At 71.5% G+C, this 21,122-nt stretch carries 17 protein-coding genes; 7 read left to right on the forward strand and 10 right to left on the reverse strand.

Annotation, left to right across the window (positions count from 1 at the left end):
- Positions 1-30: 30 nt before the first annotated feature.
- From AMK11_RS22665 to rfbB, 3 genes are all read right to left on the reverse strand, one after another.
- Positions 31-513 carry a pyridoxamine 5'-phosphate oxidase family protein gene (locus AMK11_RS22665; protein WP_073729867.1) on the reverse strand — a complete coding sequence of 161 codons (483 nt, stop codon included), beginning with the start codon at positions 511-513 and terminating at the stop codon, positions 31-33.
- 228 nt (positions 514-741) lie between these two features.
- Positions 742-1,545, reverse strand: coding sequence for a phytanoyl-CoA dioxygenase family protein (locus AMK11_RS22670; protein ID WP_073729868.1), 804 nt, complete (start codon positions 1,543-1,545; stop codon positions 742-744).
- 194 nt (positions 1,546-1,739) lie between these two features.
- Entirely contained in the window at positions 1,740-2,720 is a 981-nt protein-coding gene (rfbB, locus tag AMK11_RS22675; protein ID WP_073729869.1) for a dTDP-glucose 4,6-dehydratase, read from the reverse strand.
- Positions 2,721-2,823: 103 nt separating this feature from the next.
- On the opposite strand from rfbB, the gene AMK11_RS22680 reads away from it, so the two are divergent.
- Complete coding sequence (locus tag AMK11_RS22680; protein WP_079187629.1) at positions 2,824-3,441, forward strand: dTDP-4-dehydrorhamnose 3,5-epimerase family protein; 618 nt, start codon at positions 2,824-2,826, stop codon at positions 3,439-3,441.
- Here AMK11_RS22680 and AMK11_RS22685 read toward each other — a convergent pair.
- Positions 3,393-4,259 (reverse strand): putative sugar O-methyltransferase, encoded by an 867-nt coding sequence (locus tag AMK11_RS22685; RefSeq protein WP_073729870.1) that lies wholly within the window; start codon positions 4,257-4,259, stop codon positions 3,393-3,395. The genes AMK11_RS22680 and AMK11_RS22685 overlap by 49 nt on opposite strands.
- A gap of 219 nt (positions 4,260-4,478) precedes the next feature.
- On the opposite strand from AMK11_RS22685, the gene rfbA reads away from it, so the two are divergent.
- The 3 genes from rfbA (at position 4,479) to AMK11_RS22700 (ending at position 7,935) form a co-directional block, all read left to right on the forward strand.
- Entirely contained in the window at positions 4,479-5,366 is an 888-nt protein-coding gene (gene rfbA / locus AMK11_RS22690; RefSeq protein ID WP_073729871.1) for a glucose-1-phosphate thymidylyltransferase RfbA, read from the forward strand.
- A 9-nt stretch (positions 5,367-5,375) separates the two neighbouring features.
- Positions 5,376-6,443 carry a carboxymuconolactone decarboxylase family protein gene (locus AMK11_RS22695; protein WP_073729872.1) on the forward strand — a complete coding sequence of 356 codons (1,068 nt, stop codon included), beginning with the start codon at positions 5,376-5,378 and terminating at the stop codon, positions 6,441-6,443.
- A gap of 112 nt (positions 6,444-6,555) precedes the next feature.
- Entirely contained in the window at positions 6,556-7,935 is a 1,380-nt protein-coding gene (locus tag AMK11_RS22700; protein WP_073729873.1) for an FAD-dependent oxidoreductase, read from the forward strand.
- A 298-nt stretch (positions 7,936-8,233) separates the two neighbouring features.
- Here the strand turns inward: AMK11_RS22700 and AMK11_RS22705 are convergent, their stop codons facing one another.
- The 6 genes from AMK11_RS22705 to cmdF all read right to left on the reverse strand — a co-directional run bounded on the left by AMK11_RS22705 (position 8,234) and on the right by cmdF (position 16,991).
- Positions 8,234-9,712 carry an amino acid adenylation domain-containing protein gene (locus AMK11_RS22705; RefSeq protein WP_073729874.1) on the reverse strand — a complete coding sequence of 493 codons (1,479 nt, stop codon included), beginning with the start codon at positions 9,710-9,712 and terminating at the stop codon, positions 8,234-8,236.
- 107 nt (positions 9,713-9,819) lie between these two features.
- Complete coding sequence (locus AMK11_RS22710) at positions 9,820-11,322, reverse strand: 4-hydroxyphenylacetate 3-hydroxylase family protein (protein ID WP_073729875.1); 1,503 nt, start codon at positions 11,320-11,322, stop codon at positions 9,820-9,822.
- Positions 11,319-11,456: a hypothetical protein gene (locus AMK11_RS37985; protein ID WP_158070989.1), complete on the reverse strand. Its 138-nt coding sequence runs from the start codon at positions 11,454-11,456 to the stop codon at positions 11,319-11,321. Before AMK11_RS37985 ends, AMK11_RS22710 begins: the two co-directional genes overlap by 4 nt.
- Before the next feature lie 192 nt (positions 11,457-11,648).
- Entirely contained in the window at positions 11,649-13,061 is a 1,413-nt protein-coding gene (locus tag AMK11_RS22715; RefSeq protein ID WP_241847041.1) for a multicopper oxidase family protein, read from the reverse strand.
- Positions 13,062-13,233: 172 nt separating this feature from the next.
- Positions 13,234-15,363 carry a molybdopterin oxidoreductase family protein gene (locus AMK11_RS22720; protein WP_073729877.1) on the reverse strand — a complete coding sequence of 710 codons (2,130 nt, stop codon included), beginning with the start codon at positions 15,361-15,363 and terminating at the stop codon, positions 13,234-13,236.
- A 14-nt stretch (positions 15,364-15,377) separates the two neighbouring features.
- Positions 15,378-16,991, reverse strand: coding sequence for a tyrosine 2,3-aminomutase (gene cmdF / locus AMK11_RS22725; RefSeq protein ID WP_073729878.1), 1,614 nt, complete (start codon positions 16,989-16,991; stop codon positions 15,378-15,380).
- Positions 16,992-17,248: 257 nt separating this feature from the next.
- On the opposite strand from cmdF, the gene AMK11_RS22730 reads away from it, so the two are divergent.
- The 3 genes from AMK11_RS22730 to AMK11_RS22740 all read left to right on the forward strand — a co-directional run bounded on the left by AMK11_RS22730 (position 17,249) and on the right by AMK11_RS22740 (position 21,121).
- Positions 17,249-18,400 (forward strand): DegT/DnrJ/EryC1/StrS family aminotransferase, encoded by a 1,152-nt coding sequence (locus AMK11_RS22730; RefSeq protein ID WP_073730303.1) that lies wholly within the window; start codon positions 17,249-17,251, stop codon positions 18,398-18,400.
- Between the two features lie 100 nt (positions 18,401-18,500).
- Positions 18,501-19,778, forward strand: a complete 1,278-nt coding sequence (locus AMK11_RS22735; RefSeq protein WP_073729879.1) for a class I SAM-dependent methyltransferase — start codon at positions 18,501-18,503, stop codon at positions 19,776-19,778.
- Positions 19,775-21,121: an NDP-hexose 2,3-dehydratase family protein gene (locus AMK11_RS22740; protein ID WP_073729880.1), complete on the forward strand. Its 1,347-nt coding sequence runs from the start codon at positions 19,775-19,777 to the stop codon at positions 21,119-21,121. The genes AMK11_RS22735 and AMK11_RS22740 overlap by 4 nt, the downstream gene beginning before the upstream one ends.
- Position 21,122 lies beyond the last annotated feature (1 nt).

Consider the following 21,122-nt stretch of genomic DNA (forward strand, 5'->3'; position numbering starts at 1 on the left):
GCGGACGGCCCCGGTGTTGAGGGCCCGGTGTCAGAGGGACACTGCCATGCGGTGGTCGGAGACACGGCCGTGCTCGGGGCAGGGCTCGCTGGACGCCTGCGGGCAGAGCATGAAGTGTCCGGTCACCGTGGCCCGGTACGCCCGGTACCGGCCGGGGGGCCGGAAGGCCTCGGGGCCCCGGCTGAACGGTGCCTTGCCCAGGTAGATCTCCAGGCCCCGGTCCAGTTCGTCCCCCGTCAGCTCGCACGCCGTGGCGGACATGTACACCGCTTCGTCCGAGCCCGGCACCTGCTGCGAGTTGAACACCACGATGCCGACCTGGGGCCGTGCCGCGATGTTGCGGACCTGGGTCGCCTCGGGGGACGAGATCCAGTAGAACGTCCCGTATCCGTCGGCCACGTAGTAGACCGGGGACGCCCAGGGTTCGCCGTCGGCGTTCGCGGTTCCCAGGGTCATGAAACAGTTTCTGTCGATGATGGCCCGGCCCTCGGCTATCAGTTTCTCCGTGTCCATGGCGTAGACCGTACAGCTGAGACGCCGTCAGTGCCGGTGTTTCGCGGAGGTTTTCCTTCCGGGCAGGTTCTCTTTTCTGCTGTTCCGGGCGTGTTCGGGTATTCGCCGGTCGTTCTCCGGGCCGGCGGGCTGGGGTTTTCCCCGTTCTCTGACGCGCAAGAGAGGGCCCATGCCTGAACCCCCGCCGCCTGACCGGTTGTCAGGCGGCGGGGGTTCGGGTGCAGGCTCTCAAAGAGTGGTGCCGGCGAATGCGGTGACCGGTGTCGTGTCCTTGCTGACCAGGAATTCCGGGCGCGGTGACGAACGTGGGGCGTTGCTCACCGCGTTGTAGGTGATCAGCAGCATCGCCCGGCGGTCGGGGGAACGGTTCGACGACGAGGCGTGCACGATGCTGGGGTGGAAGGCGAAGACCGAGCCGGCCGGGCCGACGATCAGCTCCTTGCCGTACTCCTGACGCAGCCGCTCCGCGACGTCGTCGGGGACGGTGTACTCGAGGTCCGCCGCGACGTGCTGGCGCCAGTCGCCCGAACGCCCCGCTCGGCCGGCCGTCTCGACCAGCCCCAGCTCGTGGGTTCCCGGCAGGACCTGCAGCGGGCCGTTGCCCTCGTGGGTGTCGTCGAGGAGGACGGCGATGTTGACCGCCCGGTCGTCGGTCATGCCGTCCTCGTTGCGCCAGAACGTGTAGTCCTGGTGCCACGGCCAGGCCGCGCCCTCGAAGGGCTGCTTCAGGTTGACCTTGAACTGGTAGACGTAGACCGGCTCGCCGATGATCGACTCGGCCAGGCCGAGGAGCAGCGGATGCCGCACCAGCCGCGCGCTCGTCTCGTCGAAGAGATGGCAGCCGTGGACCGCCCGTACGACCTCGGTGTCCTTCTCGAACACCACCTCGGGCCGGGTCTGACGGCTGATCCGGTCGATGCTGTCGCGGATTCTGCCTATTTCATGGGCGCTGAGCGACTCGGTATGGCGATGATATCCGGCAGTCCCGTATTCGACCTGAGCGATATCAATGTCCTGCGTGGCCAGTGCCATGGCTGGCGACACCTCCGAAAGGTTGTCTTCTGTCCCGGTTGTTCGACGGCCGGTCGTCGCAAGCGCGCCGGAAAGGGCCGGTCCATGTGCCCTCATCGACATCCGGCACCGCGCTTCCCCGACTTCGGGGCGAAATCCCATAGTCGTCGGCATGTGTTCCGGGGTCATCTCTCTGATTGCTGAGCCGCGCACGCTCAGCCGGCGGATTTCCCGGTGGCCGGCGGCGCCCACCACGCGCGGTGGCCGGCGTACCAGCGCACGGTCTGTTCGAGGCCCGTGTCGAAGTCGTGCCGGGGCACGAACCCCAGCAGGCCGGTGATCTTCGAGCAGTCCACCGAGTAGCGCCGGTCGTGGCCGGGACGGTCCGCGACCCGGTGGATGCGGCCCCGGCCGCAGAGCGCGATCAGCCGCTCGGCGATCTCCCGGTTGGGCAGTTCGGTGCCGCCGCCGATGTTGTAGATCTCGCCGGCCGCGCCCTTGGTGCGCACCAGGTCGAGCGCCCGGGCGTGGTCGGCCACGTGCAGCCAGTCCCGCACGTTCAGCCCGTCGCCGTACAGCGGTACGTCCCCGCCGTCGAGCAGGTTCGTGATGCACCGTGCGATGAACTTCTCCGGGTGCTGGTAGGGGCCGTAGTTGTTGGCGCACCGGGTGACCCGCACGTCCACGCCGTGGGTGCGGTGGTAGGCGAGTGCGAGCAGGTCGCTCGCCGCCTTGGTCGCCGAGTACGGCGAGCTCGGGTCGAGGAGGTCCCGCTCGCTGCTGCTGCCGGTGGGCACCGAGCCGTACACCTCGTCGGTCGAGACGTGCACGAACACGGCGGCGTCGCCGTGGCGGCGGGCGGTGGCCTCCAGGAGGGTCTGGGTGCCCAGGACGTTGGTCCGGGCGAAGGCGGTGCCGTCGGCGATCGCCCGGTCCACGTGCGACTCCGCCGCGAAGTGCACGATCTGCTCGTGTTCGGCCACCAGGGTGTCGACCAGAGGGGCGTCGCAGATGTCGCCCTGCACGAAGCGGAACGAGGGGTGTGTTGCGACGGGGGCGAGGTTGTCGAGGCGGCCCGCGTAGGTCAGCCCGTCGAGCACGGTGACCGTCGCGGGCGGGCTGTCGTCCGTGAGCAGCGCGCGGACGTACTGCGAGCCGATGAAGCCTGCCCCGCCGGTGACCAGAATCCGATCCATGTCCTGATCGTCGCCGCCGGTCGCCGCGCGGGCATCTCTCAGCGTGCCACGGCCCGCAATCGGCGAGTGGCCACGTCGGGCGTGCCTCGGTGACCCTGGTGCGGTGACTGACGAGACCACGCCCACCCGGCTGGTGGGCGGTGCCCTGGCCTTCGCCGTGCCGTCGTTCCCCGACGAGCGCGGTGTCTTCCGTACGCCGTTCCGGTCGTCGGCGTTCACGTCCGCGGCCGGACATCCGCTCTTCCCGGTGGCCCAGGTCAACTTCAGCGTCTCGCGCCGCGGTGCGGTGCGGGGCCTGCACTACACCGCGACTCCGCCGGGCACCGCCAAGTACGTCTACTGTGCGCACGGCCGCGCCCTGGACTTCGTGGTCGACCTGCGGGTCGGCTCGCCGACGTTCGGGAGTTACGACGTCGTGGAGCTCGGCCGGGAGGACAGCCCGGCGCTGTACTTCCCGTTCGGGGTGGGCCACCTGTTCGTCGCCCTGGAGGACCACACGGTGATGAACTACCTGCTGTCGCTGGAGTACCGGCCGGAGAACGAGCGGGCGCTCGATCCCTTCGACCCGCGGCTCGCGCTGCCGATCCCCGGCGACATCGAGCCCGTTCTGTCGCCGCGCGACCGGGCGGCGCCCCGTGTCGATGAGGCGCTGGAGGCCGGTCTGCTCCCGGACTACGCGGTGTGCCGCCGCTTGGAGGAGCGGTACAGCGCCTGCCAGTAGTAGCTCCACACCGGTGTGGCGGCCTCGGCGGCGCACTCCCAGCGCTCGCCCGGCGCGTAGACGGACACGAACCGGCGGGACTGCTCGTGCACGGCCTCGCTGTCGAAGATGTCGATGACTTCGGTCAGCAGTCCGTTGCTCAGCGCGGTGGCCACCTCGTCGGCGCCGCGCGCGTGGTTGTCCAGCTCCTTGTCGAGGAACTTGCCGACCGGCCCGTTGACGTAGAACGCCCGGCACCGCTCGTCGACGAGCCGGAGGTAGCCGCGTACCGCGTCCGGCGGCATGCAGGCGAACGAGTCGATGTTGACGGCCAGGTCGACGTCGTGCGGGAAGGTGTCCGCGGCGTCCGTGGCCGAGTGGAACGACACCTTGGCGAACTGTTCGGGGGCGAGCACCGTGCGCAGGTAGGCGCGGGCCAGCGGCAGCGACTCCTCCTGCTCGACGATGTGGTACTCCGCGACGTCGTGGGCGGTCATCAGCGCGTGGCCCGTGCGGCCGTACCCGGCGCCGATCTCGACGATCCGCGCACCGTCCAGCCGGACCCGCTCGGCGAGGTAGCCGACCTCCTGCACCGCCCGCAGGTAGTCCATGTCGATCTCTTCGCCGTCGTGCCGGACGGTGATCGGGCCGCCGACGTCACGGTGGCTGATGCGGCGCAGCTGCTCCCGTTCCAGCGGGCTCAGCCGGCCGGCGGCGCTGTACAGCAGCGTCTTCAGGTAGCGCACCCCGTTGGTCCGCGGATCCCACAGCGTCAGCCTGAAGTTGGCGTCATCGGCCCGGAATCCCTGCAGTGCCTCGGTGTCCTGCTCGACGATCATCGTCGAAGCCTCCTCGGTGAGGGTGACGGGCCTGGGCGACCCGGCGCAGTGGAGTATCACGCGGTTCCCCGGCAGCTCACGCCTTTGAGAATGCGCACCGCCGGGCCGCCTCGCGTGGGCATGTGCAGACCGCATTCCAGGAGACCCGGCCGCGGGACGCCCGCCACATACTCGGAGCCTGCGTCTCCGCCAGATCCGACTCGACGAACGGAGCGGAAGGTGAAGGGAATCGTTCTCGCCGGTGGCAGCGGCACACGGCTCTACCCGCTGACGCTGGCGACGTCCAAGCAGCTGCTGGCCGTCCACGACAAACCGATGCTGTACTACCCGGTCTCGGTGCTGATGCTGGCCGGTGTCCGGGACATCCTGATCATCTCGAACCCCGATGTGGTCCCGCACATCCAGGATCTGCTCGGTGACGGGTCCCGGCTCGGCCTGAACATCAGTTACGCCGAGCAGAAGGAGCCGCGTGGCATCGCCGAGGCGTTCCTGATCGGCGCGGACCACATCGGGCACGACCGGTCCGCGCTGGTCCTCGGCGACAACCTCTTCCACGGCGCCGGTTTCTACAATGTGCTGCAGCGGGAGACCCGTGCGGTCGACGGCTGCACGCTGTTCGGGTACTCCGTCGCGGATCCCGGGCGGTACGGCATCGCCGAGACCGACGACACCGGCCGGCTGCTGTCGATCTGCGAGAAACCCCGCAGCCCGCGTTCCGACCAGGCCATCACCGGCCTCTACCTCTACGACAACGACGTCGTCGGCATCGCCGCCGGGCTGCGGCCCTCGGAGCGCGGCGAGCTGGAGATCACCGACGTCAACCAGGAGTACCTGCGGCAGGGCAGGGCCAGACTCGTGCCGCTCAGCCGCGGCTACACCTGGATGGACTGCGGGACGCACGACACCCTGACCGCCGCGAGCCAGTACGTGCAGGTGATCCAGGAACGGCAGGGGGTGCGGGTGGCCTGCCTGGAGGAGATCGCGCTGCGCATGGGCTACATCGACGCCGAGGCCTGCTACGAACTCGGCGCCCGCATGTGGCAGTCGGACTACGGCCGCTACCTCACCGAGATCGCCCACACCTTCGCCGCCCACACCTTCGCTTAGGAGGCCACCATGGGAAGACTGCTCAGGACGGCGACCCGGCGCGTGGTGCCCGCCCACCTGCGGTTCGTCCGGCCGGTATCACCGGGGGCCGCCGCCGGACCCGTGGCGCGCGTCTACCGGCAGGTCGAGGCCGACTTCGGGATGCTCGCCCCGCCGCTGGCCCTGCACGCCGCGGCACCCGACGTGCTCGCGGCGTGCTGGAGCATCCTGCGGGAGACACTGCTCGTACCGGGCCTGGCCGGCCGCGCCGACAAGGAGGCGGTGGCCGCGGCCGTGTCGCTGGCCAACCGCTGCCCGTACTGCGTGGACGTGCACGGTGCCGCCCTGACCGGACTGCTCGCCGGACCGGACGCTGCCCGCATCGCGGCCGGCGGGACCGACGAGGTCTCCGACCCCCGGCTGCGCGCCCTGGTCCGCTGGGCGCGGGCCGGCCGGGGGCCGGAGCCGTTCCCGGCCCGACAGCGGCCCGAACTCGCCGGGGTCGCGCTGACCTTCCACTACATCAACCGCATGGTCAACGTGTTCCTCCGGGACTCGCCGCTGCCGTCCGTGCCGCGGCCCGCGGAACGGGTCCTGCGGCGCACCGCGGCCTCGGTCATGGGGCGGCTCGGCCGAGTCCAGGTCGCCCCGGGCGCGTCGCTCGGCCTGCTGCCCCCGGCGGCGCCGCCCGCGGACACCGGCTGGGCCGCACCCGTACCGCACATCGCGAAGGCCGTGCACCGCGGTGCCGCCGCCATCGCCGCCGCCGGTGAGCGGAGTGTCCCGGCGGGGGTGCGTGCACTCGTCGAAGCCCGGCTCGACGACCCGGACTCCGGTACTCCCCCGGTGGACTTCCCCGGGTGGCTGGAGGGGGCGGTCGAACCGCTGTCCGCGCAGGACCGGCCGGCCGCGCGGCTGGCGCTGACGACCGCCGTCGCGTCCTACCGTGTCACCCCCGGGCTTGTCGCGGAATGCCGCGCGGACGACGCGCAGCTGATCGAGCTGACCTCCTGGGCGGCGTTCTCCGCAGCCCGCCGGGCGGTCGGCCGGCTCGTGCCGCAGGAAGGCACACGGAAAGATGTGGGGCCGTCCGCCTGACTGCGACGCTCCACCGCATGGGCGGATCCAGCGAGGTTCCGTAGTCCTCGACGCCCTGCGCCCCACGCCGCCGCCAACGGGCCGAGCGGCCACGAGGAAGGGTGGACCACCGATGGGCAAGAAGCCACGCCGGGCGCTGGTGCTCGGCGGCAGCTACGCCGGCCTGTTCGCCGCGCGTGTCCTGACCGAGCAGTACGACGAGGTCCTGATCGTCGACCGTGACCGGCTGGTCGGCGAGCGGGGACCGCGCCGGGGCCGCCCGCAGGGCCGGCACATCAACGCCATGCACGTCCGCGGGCTCCAGGTCACCGAGGAGCTGTTCCCCGGCTTCATCGACGGACTCGTCGCCGACGGCTGCCCGACCGGCGACTACGCCGGCTCGTGCCGCTGGTACTTCAACGGGCTGCCGCTGGTCCGTGAGGACATCGGCTACATCGCGGTACCGGCCACGGCTCCGCTGATGGAACGTCACCTGCGGGAACGCGTGGAGCAGCTGCCCGGGGTGCGGTTCGTCGAACGCCACGACATCGTCGGCCTCGAAGCCACGCCGGACCACTCCCGGATCACCGGGGCCCGGCTGTCCGACCTGGACGACGACCGGCGTGAGGTGGTCATCGAGGCCGACCTGGTCGTCGACGCCACCGGCCGTGGCTCGCGGACCCCGGCGATGCTGAAGCGGTTCGGCTACGGGACGGTCCCCGAGGAACGCATCAAGATCGACCTCGGGTACGTCACGCAGCACTACGAGCTGGACGACGACCCGTGGCGCGGCGATCTGGCCATCATCCCGGTCGCGTACCCGGGTTCCCCGCGTGGCGCGATCTTCACGCAGACCGACCACGGCCGGGTCGAGCTGACCACGTACGGTCTGCTCGGTGACCATCCTCCGACCGACCAGGAGGGCTTCTACGAGTTCGTCCGGTCGCTGGCGGTCCCGGACATCGCCGACGCCCTGGAGACGGCCCGCCCGGTCGACGAGCCGGTGCCCTTCCACTACCCGGTCACGCTGCGCCGCCGGTACGAGCGGATGTCCCGGCTGCCGGCCGGCCTGGTCGTCACCGGGGACGCGGTCACCAGCTTCAACCCGGTGTACGCGCAGGGTATGACCGTGGCCGCGGTCTCCGCGCTGACACTGCGCCGGCACCTGCGCCCGGCCGGCGGGCCCGACCCGGCGGCGTACTTCCGCGACCTGGCCCGCGACTGCATCGACGCGCCCTGGGAGATGACCACGACGGTCGATCTGAACTTCCCGGACGTGCCCGGCCACCGGTCCCTGAAGATGCGCATGGTCCAGCGCTACCTGCGGCTCGTCCAGGTGGCGGCGACCCGGGACCCGAAGGTCACCACGGCGTACCTGCGGGCCGCCGGCATGGTCGACACCCCGCAGTCGCTGATGCGCCCGGGCGTGCTGTGGCGGGTCCTGCGCGGCGCCTTCACCCGGTCCTCCGCCGCCGCCCGGCCGCGGCAGCCGGCTCTCGCCCGGACGCGCTGAGAACCCGCGTTACGGGCCCCCGCCCGTATCTCGTGCGCAGGCGCTGAGCTCAGCCGGTCCACCGCAAAGGGCCCGTCGTGCAACCTCCCCTGCACGACGGGCCCTTCTCCTCGTCTGCCCCTCCCCCCCTCCAGCCCTTCTCCGGTGCGCTGACGATCGCCTTGGTGTGCGGGAGGTCATTGCCGGCCCCCCGTGCCGGTGAACGCTGTGGTGACACTGCCGGTCCGGGCATGGGCGTCAGCGGTGACCGGGCCGGCGGTGGCGGTGGCGGTGGCGCCGTCCCGGCGTACCTTCCCGGTCAGAGCGCCGGCTCTCCCTGGCTCTCCCCCAGCCGGCGGCCGTCGACCTTGCCGGTCGCGGTGCGCGGCAGCGCGTCCGGCACGATCCGGAACCTGATCGGCAGCCGCACGTCACCGAACCGCTGCCGTACGGACGCCCGCCACTGGCGCTGCGGCGGCTCCTCGTCCCGCGACACGACGTACGCCATGAGCGAGGTGACGAGGCCGTCGTCGTTGCGGGCGGCCAGCACGGCGCACTCGGCGACCGAGGAGTGCCCGTCGAGGACGGCCTCGACCTCGGCGAGTTCGATGCGGTGGCCCTGGATTTTCACCTGCGCGTCGTGCCGGCCGCGGAACTCCAGGAGTCCGTCCGGCCGTCTCCGGCCCCGGTCGCCGGTGCGGTACCAGGGGCCGGGGCCGCGCCCGGGGACGGGACGGAAGGCGGGGCCTTCGCGGCCGCCGCGCAGATAGCCCGGGGTGACGTACGGGCTGCGCACCACCATCTCGCCCTCGTCCGCCTCGCGGTCCGCGTCGTCGAGGAGCAGCACCTCCCGGCCAGGGATGGCCCGGCCGACGGGGACGGGGCCGGCCTCGCCGCGCGGGATGCGGTGCCAGGTCGCGGCGACCGTCTCGGTGGGGCCGTAGAGGTTGTACAGCTCGATGTCCGGGGACCCGGCGTGCAGCGTCCCGACGAGGTCCGGCGGGATCGCCTCGCCCATCAGGACCAGTCGCCGCACCGGCAGCGGCCGCCCGTCGCTCGCGCGGGCCAGTTCCCGCGCGAAGCTCGGGACGGTCTGGAGCACGTCGATCCGCGTCTCGGCGAGCCAGTCGAGCAGCCGGGCGGGGTGGGCGCGGGTCTTCGGCGGTACGGGGCACAGTGTCGCCCCCGAAAGGAGAGCGGCGAACGTCTCGCAGATCGCCGGGTCGTGCTCGGGGTGCACCCACTGGGCGACCCGGCTGCCGGGGGCGAGGCCGAAGGCATCGGCGAACCAGCGGCCGAACTGGGCCAGCGCGGCGTGCGTCTGCGGCACCCCCTTGGGGCGGCCGGTGGAGCCGGACGTGTGCGCGATGTACGCCCAGTCGTCGGGCCGGACCTCCTGATCGGGCACGGCCGCCGCGGGCAGTTCCGTCACGTCCAGGGGTGCGGTCCCGGTGTGCCCGGCGTACCAGGTGACGAGGTCGTCCGGGGGGCCCGCGGTCAGCACCGCGGCCGGGCGGACGTCGTCCAGGATCATCCGGGTGCGCTCACCGGCGGCCCCGGTGTCGAACCAGACGACGTGCGCCCCGGCGCGCAGCACGCCGAGCAGCGCCGCGTAGCGGTCCGGTCCGGGCGGCACCCGTACGGCGACCGGGCGGCCGGCGAGACCGGCGAGCGCGGCGGCGATGCGGGCGGAGCGGTCGTGCAGGTCGTCCGGGGTGATCTCCTCACAGTCCCAGAGCAGGGCAGCGCCTTCGGACCCGCGCTGCCGGACGAGGTGGTGTACGGCATCGGCTGTCATGCCGTGAGCGTGGCGCCACGGCGGGCCGCGGGTCTCCTTCCCGCGTGCCCCTGGGGGCGAAGAGAGCACGATACGAGGAAGGGGCGCGCTGTTTCTTCCGTGGGCTCTCAGCGTTCCGGTGTCCACAGGTCGGGGGCGGTCCAGCCGTCCAGGTCGTACTCGGACAGGCACTGTTCGGCGAACGCCTTGTAGCCGTCGAGAAGGCCGGTCGCGGTCTGTGCGCGCAGCAGTTCGATCCGGGTGTTCTCGTGGTTGCCGGCGTAGTTGCGCTCGTAGAGCTCGTGCCGGCCGCCGAACTCGGTGCCGGTCGCGTCCCAGAGCAGCTTCATCACCTTGACCCGCTGTTCGGCGTCCGAGCCGTCCGAGCCGCGCAGATACCGGTCGAGGTAGGGCCGTATCTCCGGGCTGCGGAAGTCGTCGGCGCTGGAGTTCACGTAGATGAGCCCGCTCGCCACGTCCTGCTGGATGATCTCCTTGACCCGTGGATAGCCGACCTGCATGAACCAGCGGTACGCCATGCCGTACTGCGGGTTGGGCAGCAGTGCGCCGTTCTTCCACTCCACCGGGTTGCGGGCGGCCGCGTCGGAGAGCCCCCAGAACAGGTTGCGCCAGGCGAGCACCTCGCCGAGGCGGCTCTGCACGCCGCGGAAGTCCTTGGTGCCGGTGAGTTCCAGGGCCTTGGCGAGGAGGCCGGCGAGGAATTCGAGCTTGACGGCGAGCCGGGTGCAGCCGTGGAAGGTGAAGCGCTCGGAGAATCCGGACTGGCCGGCGAACATCTGGACCTTGCCGAGGTCGCCGTGGACGAACACGTTCTCCCAGGGCACCAGCACCTGGTCGAGGACCAGGATGGTGTCGTTCTCGTCGAGCCGTGACGACAGCGGGTAGTCGAAGGGGGTGCCGACGGCGGCGGCGTTCGCCCCGTACGACGGGCGGCAGATCAGCTTCACCCCGGCCGCGTCCATCGGCACGGTGGCGATCAGGGCGAACTCCTTCTTGCGGACCGGCAGGCCGAAGTGGGCGATGAAGTTGTAGTGGCTCAGTGCCGAGCCGGTGGCGACGACCTTGGCGCCGCTGACGACGAGACCGGCGTCCGTCTCGCGTTCGACCCGGATGTAGACGTCGGCGACCTGGTCGGGGGCGCGGTTGCGGTCCACGGGCGGGTGCACGATGGCGTGGTTCCAGAAGAGCACCTTCTCCTGCGACTCCCGGTACCAGCGCTCCGCGTTGTCGCTGTACGGGGCGTAGAAGCCGGAGTTGGCGCCGAGGGTGCCGAGGAACGACGCCTTGTAGTCGGGGCTGCGGCCCATCCAGCCGTAGCTCATCCGGGCCCAGGCCGCGATGGCCCGCTGGTCGGCGACCATGTCGTCGACGGTGCGCGGGGTGCGGAAGAAGGGGTGGGTGAAGCCGCCCGAGCCGGTGTCGGTGGGGGCGGTCAGCACGTCGCGCTGCGCCGGATCGTGCAGCGCGTCGTAGAGCCGGGCGGTCATCCTCACCGGGTTGCGGAAGGCGGGGTGTGTGGTGACGTCCTTGACCCGCTCGCCGTTGAGGAACACCTCACGGCCGTCGCGGAGGCTCTCGACGTATTCGTCGCCGGTCAGCGGCCGGGTCACTGTGCTGCCCCGGCACGTCGGCGGGCGACGGGCCCGGGCGCGAGGGCCCGGGCCCGTTCGATCGGCTCGGAAAGGGGGCGGGGGCGGGAGGGCGGCGTGGTGCCCGACTCGGTCATGCGCGGGATGACGGTCATGCCGTCAGCGTCACACCGGTTCCGGGGCCCCGGCATCTCCTCCGGTGCTCAGCGGTGAAATCGCGGAGCACCTTCGTGAACTCCCTGATGCACGGCGGCATCATGACTCGCTGCGACCAGGCCGCCGAGCCCTGCCGGGCGGCCGTCACCCCCGCGTCGCACCTGATGCGGCGTGGCGTGGGACGACAGGCCCTAGCGGACGACCTCCATCTGGGCCATCATGCCGAAGCTGGAGTGCTCCAGGAAGTGGCAGTGGTAGACGTACCGGCCCAGGTAGTCGGTGAACGTCGCCTGCAACCGCACCGATGTGCCGGCCGGGAGCCGCACGGTGTCCTTGAGTCCCTCGTCGTCCTGGGACATCGGCATGCCGGAGCGGTCGAGGACCCGGAACTGCACCAGGTGCATGTGGAAGTTGTGGTCGAGATCGGCGTCGTCGTTGTGGACGGTCCAGATCTCGGTGGCGCCCCGCTTGATGGTGAAGTCGACGCGGTCCGGGTCGTACGGCTTGCCGTTGATCAGCGGGACCGGTTCGCCGGAGAAGTCGAACTTGAGGCTGACGTCGCGCTGCACGGTCGCCTTGGGCAGTGCGGGCAGCGGCCGCAGCCGCGCGGGGATCTTGCTGGCGTCGTCGGCCGTGGACGTCACGTCGAACCGCAGCACTTCCCCCTTGGTGCTGTCGCTGAGCATCACCGACGACCCGACAGGGATGCCGGTGAAGTCGATGACCAGGTCGGCGCGTTCGCCGGAGCTGAGCGTCACCGAGGAGCGGGGGACGGGGGCCGGCAGCAGCCCGCCGTCCGAGCCTATCTGCGTGATCTTCCCCTGGCGCAGGCTCAGCGTGTACGTGCCTTCGTTGGTGGCGTTGAGGAAGCGGAAGCGGTACTTGCGGGCGGCGACCGGGAAGTAGGGCTTGATCCTTCCGTTGACCACCACGTGGGTGCGGTCGTGCGGGAAGCCCCAGATCAGGGTGCCGTCGGCGTCCAGCTGGACGTCGGTGAACATGACCGGCACGTCGTACGCGCCGGCCGGCAGCCCCAGGTGGTCCTCGGCGGGGTCGTCGACGAGGTAGAAGCTGTGCAGCCCGCGGTAGGTGTGCTCGGCCTCGTCGCCGTGCACGTGGTCGTGGTACCAGAGTGTGGCTCCACGTTGGTTGTTCGGGTAGTGGTAGTCCTTGGCGGCACCCGGCATGATCATGTCCATCGGGTGTCCGTCGTCGACGGCCTTCACATGGCCGCCGTGCAGGTGCACGTTGGTGTGGGCGGCGAGTTTGTTGCGGAACGTCACCTTGACCGGGCGGCCGGTGCGGCCCCGTATGGTCGGGCCGACCCAGGCGCCGCCGTAGGTGAAGGCGTCGGTGACGACGCCCGGCGCGAGTTCGAGCTGCGCGGGGCGCACCTCGACCTCGTACTCGTCCCCGGCCTCCGTCCGGCGGACCGGCTTCGCGACCGGCGGCACCGGCATGCGCCTTCGGAACGCCTCGACGCGGAGCGGCTTCGGCCTGCGCGCCGCGGACGGGCTGGTGCCCGGCGCGTGCGGATGGGGCGCGGTGGGTGTGGTGGACGCGGCGGGTTCGGCGGGCGAGGCGAGTCCACGGAACAGCATCATGGAGCCCGCCACCGATCCGCCCGCGACCATAAACAGCCGTCTCTTCAACCTGTTTCCCCCTGATTCGGCAATGTCGACGGAACACTACGACGGTGGGGCGGGCCTCACCCTCTTCCAGATTGCTGACCTCGGCCGGGTGTGCGGCCCGGGTTTCGTCGTGTGGGCGCAGGGTTCAGGTGCAGGCGCTCAGCGTGACCGGCACGCCGTTGAAGACCGCGTTGCCGGACGGCACGTCCACCGCGCCGCCGGTCAGCTCGTTCACGTTGACCCCGGCCCGGTCCGCGGCCAGCCGCTGCCCGGTGTTCCGGTGCCCCCAGCCGTGCGGCAGGCTCACCACCCCCGGCATGATCGTGTCGGTCGGCTCCAGCTCCACCTCCAGCGTGCCCGAGGCCGAGGTGATCCGGGCCCGCTGGCCGAGCCCGAGCCGGGCCTGGTCCTCCGGGTGGATCTGCAGGGTGCAGCGGTTCGTGCCGCCGGTCAGCCGGGGCACGTTGTGCATCCAGCTGTTGTTGGAGCGCAGGTGGCGGCGCCCGATCAGCACCATCGGCGCCGGAGGACGGTTCATCGCGGCGCGCAGACGGCCGGTGTCCTCGGCGAGCGGGCCGGGGGCCAGCTCGACCCGCTCGGACGGGGTCTTGAGGATCTCGCCCAGCCGGGGTTCGAGCGGGCCGAGGTCGAGGCCGTTCGGGTGCCCGAGCAGCTTCTGTCGGGTCAGTCCGTACGGGCCCATCCGCAGCATGGCGTCGAGCAGCAGGTCGGGGCCGTCGTGCCCCTCGAGTTCGGCGCGGGTCGTCACCGGGACCGCCTCGATGAGCCGGCTCAGCATCTGCTCGGGCAGGGCCGAGGGGTCGGCCTGCGCGCCCAGTCCCGACGCGATCAGCGTGAGCCGCTCCATGATCTCGGCCTCGCTGCGCTGGCCCGGTTCGAGCGGCAGCACCGCCGGTGAGTAGCGGGCGTAGTTGCGCACCTGGATGGTGGAGATCAGGAAGTCGTAGTGCGGCGTCTGCAGGGTGCGCGGCGGCGGCAGGATCACGTCGGCGTGCCGGGTGGTCTCGTTCAGGTAGGGGTCGACGGCCACCATGAAGTCGAGGCTGTCCAGGGCGCGGTCGAGGCGGCCGCCGTCCGGGGTGGAAAGGACCGGGTTGCCGGCGACGGTGACGAGGGCGCGCACCTGGCCGGGGCCGGGCTGTTCGATCTCGTCGGCCATCGTGGCGGCCGGGAACTCGCCGAGCGTCTCGGGGAAGCCGCGCACCCGGCTGTGCCAGCGTCCGGCGGTGAACGGCTCGGGGCTCTTGTGCGCCTCGGCGGTGGCCGGCTTGGCGTACATCGCGCCGCCTGCCCGGTCGAAGTTGCCGGTCAGGATGTTGAGGACGTCCACGAGCCACTGTGCGAGGGTGCCGAACTCGGCGGTGCTGGTGCCGATGCGGGCGTAGACGGCGGCGGTGGGCGCGGCGGCCAGCTCGCGGGCGAGCCGCCGGATCGTGCCCGCGTCGACACCGCAGTACGGGGCCACCTGCTCGGGGGTGAATGCGGTGGCGAGCTCGCGCAGCCGGTCGAGCCCGGCCACCGGGACCCGGATCGTGTCCAGGTCCTCGGTGAGCAGGGTGTGCACCATGGCGAACAGCAGCGCGGGGTCGCTGCCGGGCCGTACGAACACGTGCTCGTCGGCGAGTTCGGCGGTCCGGGTGCGCCGTGGATCGACCACCACGATCCGCCCGCCGCGTTCGCGGATCCGCCGCATCCGCCCGGTGAAGTCCGGTGCGGCGCACAGGGAGCCATTGGACACCGCCGGGTTGGCGCCGATGATCAGGAGGTGGTCGGTGCGGTCGAGGTCGGGCACCGCGACCGCCCACGGGTCGCCGGTCATCAGCCCGGACGCCACGTGTTTGGGCATCTGGTCGACGGTGCTCGCCGAGAACACGTTGCGGGTGCCGAGCGCCATGGCCAGCGGTCCCCGGTAGAGGATGCCGGCCATGGTGTGGAACGTCGGGTTGCCGTAGTAGAGGGCCAGGGCGTCCCGTCCGTGCTCGGCGATGACGGCGTCCAGGCGACGGGCCACGTACGCGAACGCCTCGTCCCACTCGGCGCGGCGCCAGGCGTCGCCCTCGCGCACCATGGGGCTGGTGAGCCGGTCGGGGTCCTCGTCGAGGCGGCCCAGGCCGGCTCCCTTGGGGCACATGTAGCCCTTCGAGAACGGGTCGTCCTTGTCGCCGGTCACCGAGACGACGCGTTCGCCGTCGAGGGTCAGGCGCAGGCCGCAGACGGCCTCGCACAACGGGCAGGTACGGTACGCGGTCCTCATGTGTCGTCCCTTGGTCAGTGCAGGCTGATGCCGGCGGCGTCGAGGGCCTTGAGTACCGTGCCGCGTTCCAGTTCGGCGGCGAGGAGTTCGAGGTCGTCGGCCATGTAGCGGTCGTCGTCGAGGGTGGGCACCAGCGAGCGGACGGTGTCGTAGGTGACCCGGGCGGCCGGGCTGAGTCCGTCGAGGCGGCCGGAGACGTCCACGGCCTGGGCCGCGGCGAGGAACTCGAGGGCCAGGATGGTGTTGTTGTTGCGCAGCACCCGGCGGCAGTTGCGGGTGGCGATCAGGCCCATGCTGACGACGTCCTGGTTGTCGCCGTTGGACGGGACGCTCTGGGTGCTGGCCGGGCTGATGGTGCGGTTCTCGGCGACGAGCGCGGTGGCCGGGTACTGGGCGCCGGCGAAGCCGCTGTTGAGGCCGGGCTCGCCCTTGACCAGGAACTCCGGCAGGCCGTAGCTGAGGTGCCGGTTGAGGAGGCGGTTGCTGCGCCGCTCGGAGAGCACGCCGAGCTGGGTGAGCGCGATGGTCAGGAAGTCCATCACGAAGGCGATGGGCTGGCCGTGGAAGTTGGCGCCGTGGAAGATCTCCTGGCCGGGGAAGAACAGCGGGTTGTCGTTGGCGGAGTTGAGCTCGATCTCCAGCTTGGTGCGGGTGTGCGACAGGGTGTCCCGCATGGCTCCGATGACCTGCGGGATGGCCCGCAGCGAGTACGCCTTCTGCAGATAGACCTCGGAGCGGTGGACGTTCCCGCCGTCGCTGTTCTCCTTGCTGGCGGCCACCTGCTTGCGCAGGTCGGCGTGTTCGACGGTGAGGCGGCTGCCGGCCATCAGGGTGCGCATGTTGGCGGCGCTGGCGATCTGTCCCGCGTGCGGGCGGGCGATGTCGTGGCCCTCCGGCTGGAACGGGCTCATCGAGCCCTGCAGGGTCTCGACGACCAGCGCGGCGACGATTTCGGCGTGCCGGGCCTGGGCCAGCGCGTGCTCGGCGAGGAGGGAGCCCACACCGGTCATCGCCGACGTGCCGTTGATCAGGGCGAGGCCCTCCTTGAAGCGCAGCTGCAGCGGCTCGATACCGAGCGAGCGCAGCACCGGGCCGGTCGGTGTCTTCACCCCGCCGCGCAGCAGGTAGCCCTCGCCGATGAGGGTGCTGGCGATGTGCGAGAGGGGGGCGAGGTCGCCGCTGGCGCCGAGCGAGCCGATCTCCGGGATGGCCGGGGTGAGGCCCTCGTTGAGGTAGAGGGCGAGGCGTTCGAGGATCTCGGGGCGGACCGCGGAGTGGCCCTTGGCGAGGGCGTTGAGGCGGGCGGCGACGACCGCGCGGGACTCCGACTCGTTGAACAGCGGGCCGACGCCGGCGCTGTGGCTGCGTACGAGGTTGGTCTGGAGCTCGGTCTCCTTGGCGGTGTCGACCAGCATGTAGATCATCTCGCCGTAGCCGGTCGTCACCCCGTACACGGGGATGTTCTGCCGGACGGTCTCCTCGAACTGTTCGCGGCTGGCCGCGGCGCGGCTCAGGACCTGCGGGCCCAGGGCGACCGGTACGTGCTCCTCGGCAACCCGGCGGACCTGCGGCACGTCGAGCGTCTCGCCGTCGAACTCGACTCGGACATCGGTTCCCACCATGGTCATGTGAAACTCCCGGTCAGGTGTGGTGACAGGACGCCTGGTTGCGCGTCGATGCCACCACCGGCACGCCGGGTGCCGCACCTTCTCCCGTGCCCTGATGGTGATCACGTGCCGAGGCCGCCGCGTGCCCCGCGGTGCGGCCGCCCTCCCGGCCGGCCGCGGGAGTTCGGGCGCGGGCGTCGGCAGGAAAGGCACCGCGGAAGATGCGGCGGCCGCCCGAGGGCGCCGAGCATGACGGCATGCGAGACAAGGGAGGCCGGATGATCAACGTGTTTCAGCCGAGCGTCGGCGCCGAGGAGCTCGCGGCGGTCGGCGAGGCCTTCGGGAGCAACTGGCTGGGCTACGGGCCCCGAACGCGTGAGTTCGAGCGCGAGTTCGGCGAGCACCTCGGTGTCCCGCCGGAGACCTTGCTGTTCCTCAACTCGGCCACTTCGGCGCTGGGTCTGACGGCCCAGCTCCTCGGATTCGGGCCGGGCGACGAGGTCGTCGTCCCGTCGATGAGCTTCGTGGCCAACGCCAACACGATCGCCGCCACCGGCGCCCGCGTGGTGTTCTGCGACGTCGACCCGCACACCCTGAACCCGTCCGCGGCGGACATCGCCGCCTGTCTCACGCCGCGCACCAAGGCCGTGACGGTCCTGCACTACGGCGGCCACCCGGGCGACATCGTGGCGATCACCGAGCTGTGCCGCAAGCGGGGCATCCCGCTCGTCGAGGACGCCGCCTGCGCGGTGCACTCCCGGGTGGACGGCCGGGCCTGCGGCACCTTCGCCGATATCGGCATCTGGAGCTTCGACTCCCGCAAGATCATCACGACCGGTGACGGCGGCATGATCTATCTGCGCGACCCCGAACTGGCCCGCCGCGCCCACCGCCTCGCCTACCACGGCATGGAGGACCGCGGTGCGTTCGCGGCGATGGCCCACAACCCGCGCCGCTGGTGGGACCAGACCGTCCACGAGGTCGGCCAGCGGCTCATCGGCAACGACATGACCGCGGCCATCGGCCGGGTCCAGCTGCGCCGGCTGCCCGGCTTCGTGGAGCGCCGCCGGGAGATCTCGGCCGCCTACGACCGCATGCTGGCCGGCCTGCCCGGTGTGCGGCTGAGCCCGCCGCCGCCCGCGGGGCACGAGTCCACGCACTACTTCTACTGGGTGCAGGTCGACCCGGCGCTGCGCGACGGCATCGCGGAGTACCTGCTGGACAACGGCGTCTACACCACGTACCGCTATCCGCCGCTGCACCGGGTCCCGCTGTACGGCTCGGACGCGCAGCTGCCCGGCACCGACACCGCCGCCGCGAACACGCTGCTGCTGCCGCTGCACCAGGCGCTCACGGACGCCGAGGTCGAGCAGGTGGCGCGGCGGTTCTGCGAGGCGGTCGAGCGGCACGCGCCGGGCGCGGCGGCCTGAGAGCCGGTGCCCGCCGGGCAGGCGTTGCCGCGTCCGCCGGAGCCGTCACCGCCTCGGCACCCGGGCGGCCGACCGCCCGTCACTCAACCACGGAGGCATCATGACCATCGGCGCCGACACGGTCGTCACCGAGTGCACCGCCTGCCGGATCTGCGGGAACCGCAGTCTGCTGCCGGTGCTCGACCTGGGGATGCAGGCGCTCACCGGCATCTTCCCCCGGCCCGGCGAGACCGTACGGGTCGCCCCGCTGGAGCTGATGCGCTGCGCCCCGGGCGGCTGCGGGCTGCTGCAGATGCGGCACACGCCCGACCTGTCGCTGATGTACGGCGAGCACTACGGTTACCGCTCCAGCGTCCGCCCCTTCATGGTCGGCCACCTGAAGGGCAAGGTCGCCGCCCTCACCGGCCTGGTCGACCTCGCCCCCGGCGACCTCGTGCTCGACATCGGCAGCAACGACGCGACGCTGCTCAAGGCGTACCCGTCGGACGTCACCCGGGTCGGCATCGACCCGACCGGCGAGAAGTGGCGGGCGTCCTACCCCGACGACATCGGCCTGATCCCCGACTTCTTCTCCAAGGACGCCTTCACCGAGCGGTACGGCGACCGGAAGGCGAAGGCCGTCACCGCGATCGCGATGTTCTACGACCTGCCCGACCCGCTGGGCTTCATGACCCAGGTCCGCGACATCCTGGCGGACGACGGCGTGTGGATGATCGAGATGAGCTACGCGCTGCCGCTGCTGGCCATTCCGGCGTACGACGCGATCTGCCACGAGCACCTGGAGTACTACCAGCTGCGGCAGATCGAGTGGATGGCCGCCCGCGCCGGGCTCACCCTCACCACCGCCGAGATCACCGACGTGAACGGCGGCAGTCTCTGCGTCACGCTGGTGAAGGACCCCTCGAAGCACCGCATCGACCACGCCGGCATCGAGCGCGTCCGGCAGCGCGAGGCGGCGCTCGCGCTGGACACCGACGAGCCGTACGAGTCGTTCGCGCGTCGTGTCGCCCAGCACCGCGACGAGGTCCGCGCGTTCTTCGACCGGTCGCGTGGGGCCGGGCTCCGCACCGTCGGCTACGGCGCGTCCACCAAGGGCAATGTGATCCTGCAGTACTGCGGCGTCACCACCGACGACCTGCCGTGCATCGGCGAGGTCAGCGCGGAGAAGCACGGCGCGGTCACGCCCGGCTCCGGGATCCCGATCGTGTCCGAGGACAACGCCAAGGCGCGCAGGCCGGACCAGCTGTTCGTGCTGCCCTGGGTGCACCGGCAGGGCTTCGTCGAGCGGGAGCGGGAGTTCGTCGCCGCCGGGGGCAGGCTGGTCTTCCCGCTGCCGTCGGTGGACGGCCCGGCGCGGCCCCGGGGCGGCGTGAGGTGACGCAGGCCGGGTTCCTGTCCTCGGCGCTCGCCGAGGACGGGCGGGTCGACGCCGACGCGTTCCTCAAGGAGCGCTCCGCGTCCGCCGCGTACGACGTGACGGAGGTGCCGCTGGCGTCGCTCGGCGCATGGCACCTGGGCGAGCGGCTGGTGCACTCCTCGGAACGTTTCTTCACCGTCGAGGGGCTTGCGGTGCGCACCAACCACGGCCGGGCGCCCTCCTGGTGCCAGCCGATCATCGTGCAGCCCGAGATCGGGATCCTCGGGATCCTCGTCAAGCGGTTCGACGGTGTGCCGCACTTCCTGATGCAGGTCAAGATGGAGCCCGGCAACACCAGCCTGGTGCAGTACGCGGCGACGGTGCAGGCCACGCCGAGCAACTACCAGCGGGTGCACGGCGGACGCTCCACCCCGTACCTGGACTACTTCCTGCCGTCCTCCCGCCGCCGGGTGCTGGTCGACCGGCTGCTGTCCGAGCACGCCGCGTGGTACCTGCACAAACGCAACCGCAACATGATCGTGGAGGTCCCGCCGGACGAGGACGTGCCGCGGTACGACGACTTCGTCTGGCTCACCCTCGGGCAGATCCGGCGCCAGCTGGCCCTGGGCCAGGTCAACATGAACGCCCGTACGGTGCTGGCCTGCATCTCGTACGCCGCGGGCGGGGGACTGCCCGCCGACGACTTCCACGGGGCCGTCGTCACCTCGCACCGCAGGCACCGCTCCAACGCCGACCTGGCCGAGGCGATGACCTGGCTGATCGACCAGAAGGAGCGCTACACCCTCGAAGTGCGCCGCGTCGGCCTGTCCGAGCTGGACGAGTGGATCGCCGACGAGGAGAGCATCCGGCACCGCGACGGCGACTTCTTCCGCGTCGTCGGCCTCTCCGTGGCCGCGAGCAGCCGCGAGGTCGGCCGCTGGTCCCAGCCCATGCTGGAGCCGGTGCCCGGAAACCTGGTGGCCTTCCTGTGCCGGCGCCGCGCCGGGGTCCTGGAGTTCCTCGTCCAGGCGATGGTGCAGCCGGGCCTGACCGACCGGCTCGAACTGGCCGCCACCATCCAGCTGTCGCCCGGCCTCCACCGCACCGGGGCTGCCGCACCGCCGCTGCTCGAGTACCTCGCCACGGCCGGGCCGCAGGTGCGGCACAGCTCGGTGCAGTCCGAGGACGGCGGCCGCTTCCTGCGGGCCGACACCCAGCACGTCGTCGTCGAGCTGCCCGCGGACCGGGACATCGCCGTCCCGCCCACCCACCGGTGGATGACCCTCGGCCTGCTCGACCGCCTCGTCGCCGCCGGCTACTACGTCAACGTCGAGGCACGCAGCCTGATGGCGTGCCTCCTCTAGG

This window comes from Streptomyces sp. CB02414 (assembly GCF_001905385.1).
GTDB lineage: Bacteria > Actinomycetota > Actinomycetes > Streptomycetales > Streptomycetaceae > Streptomyces.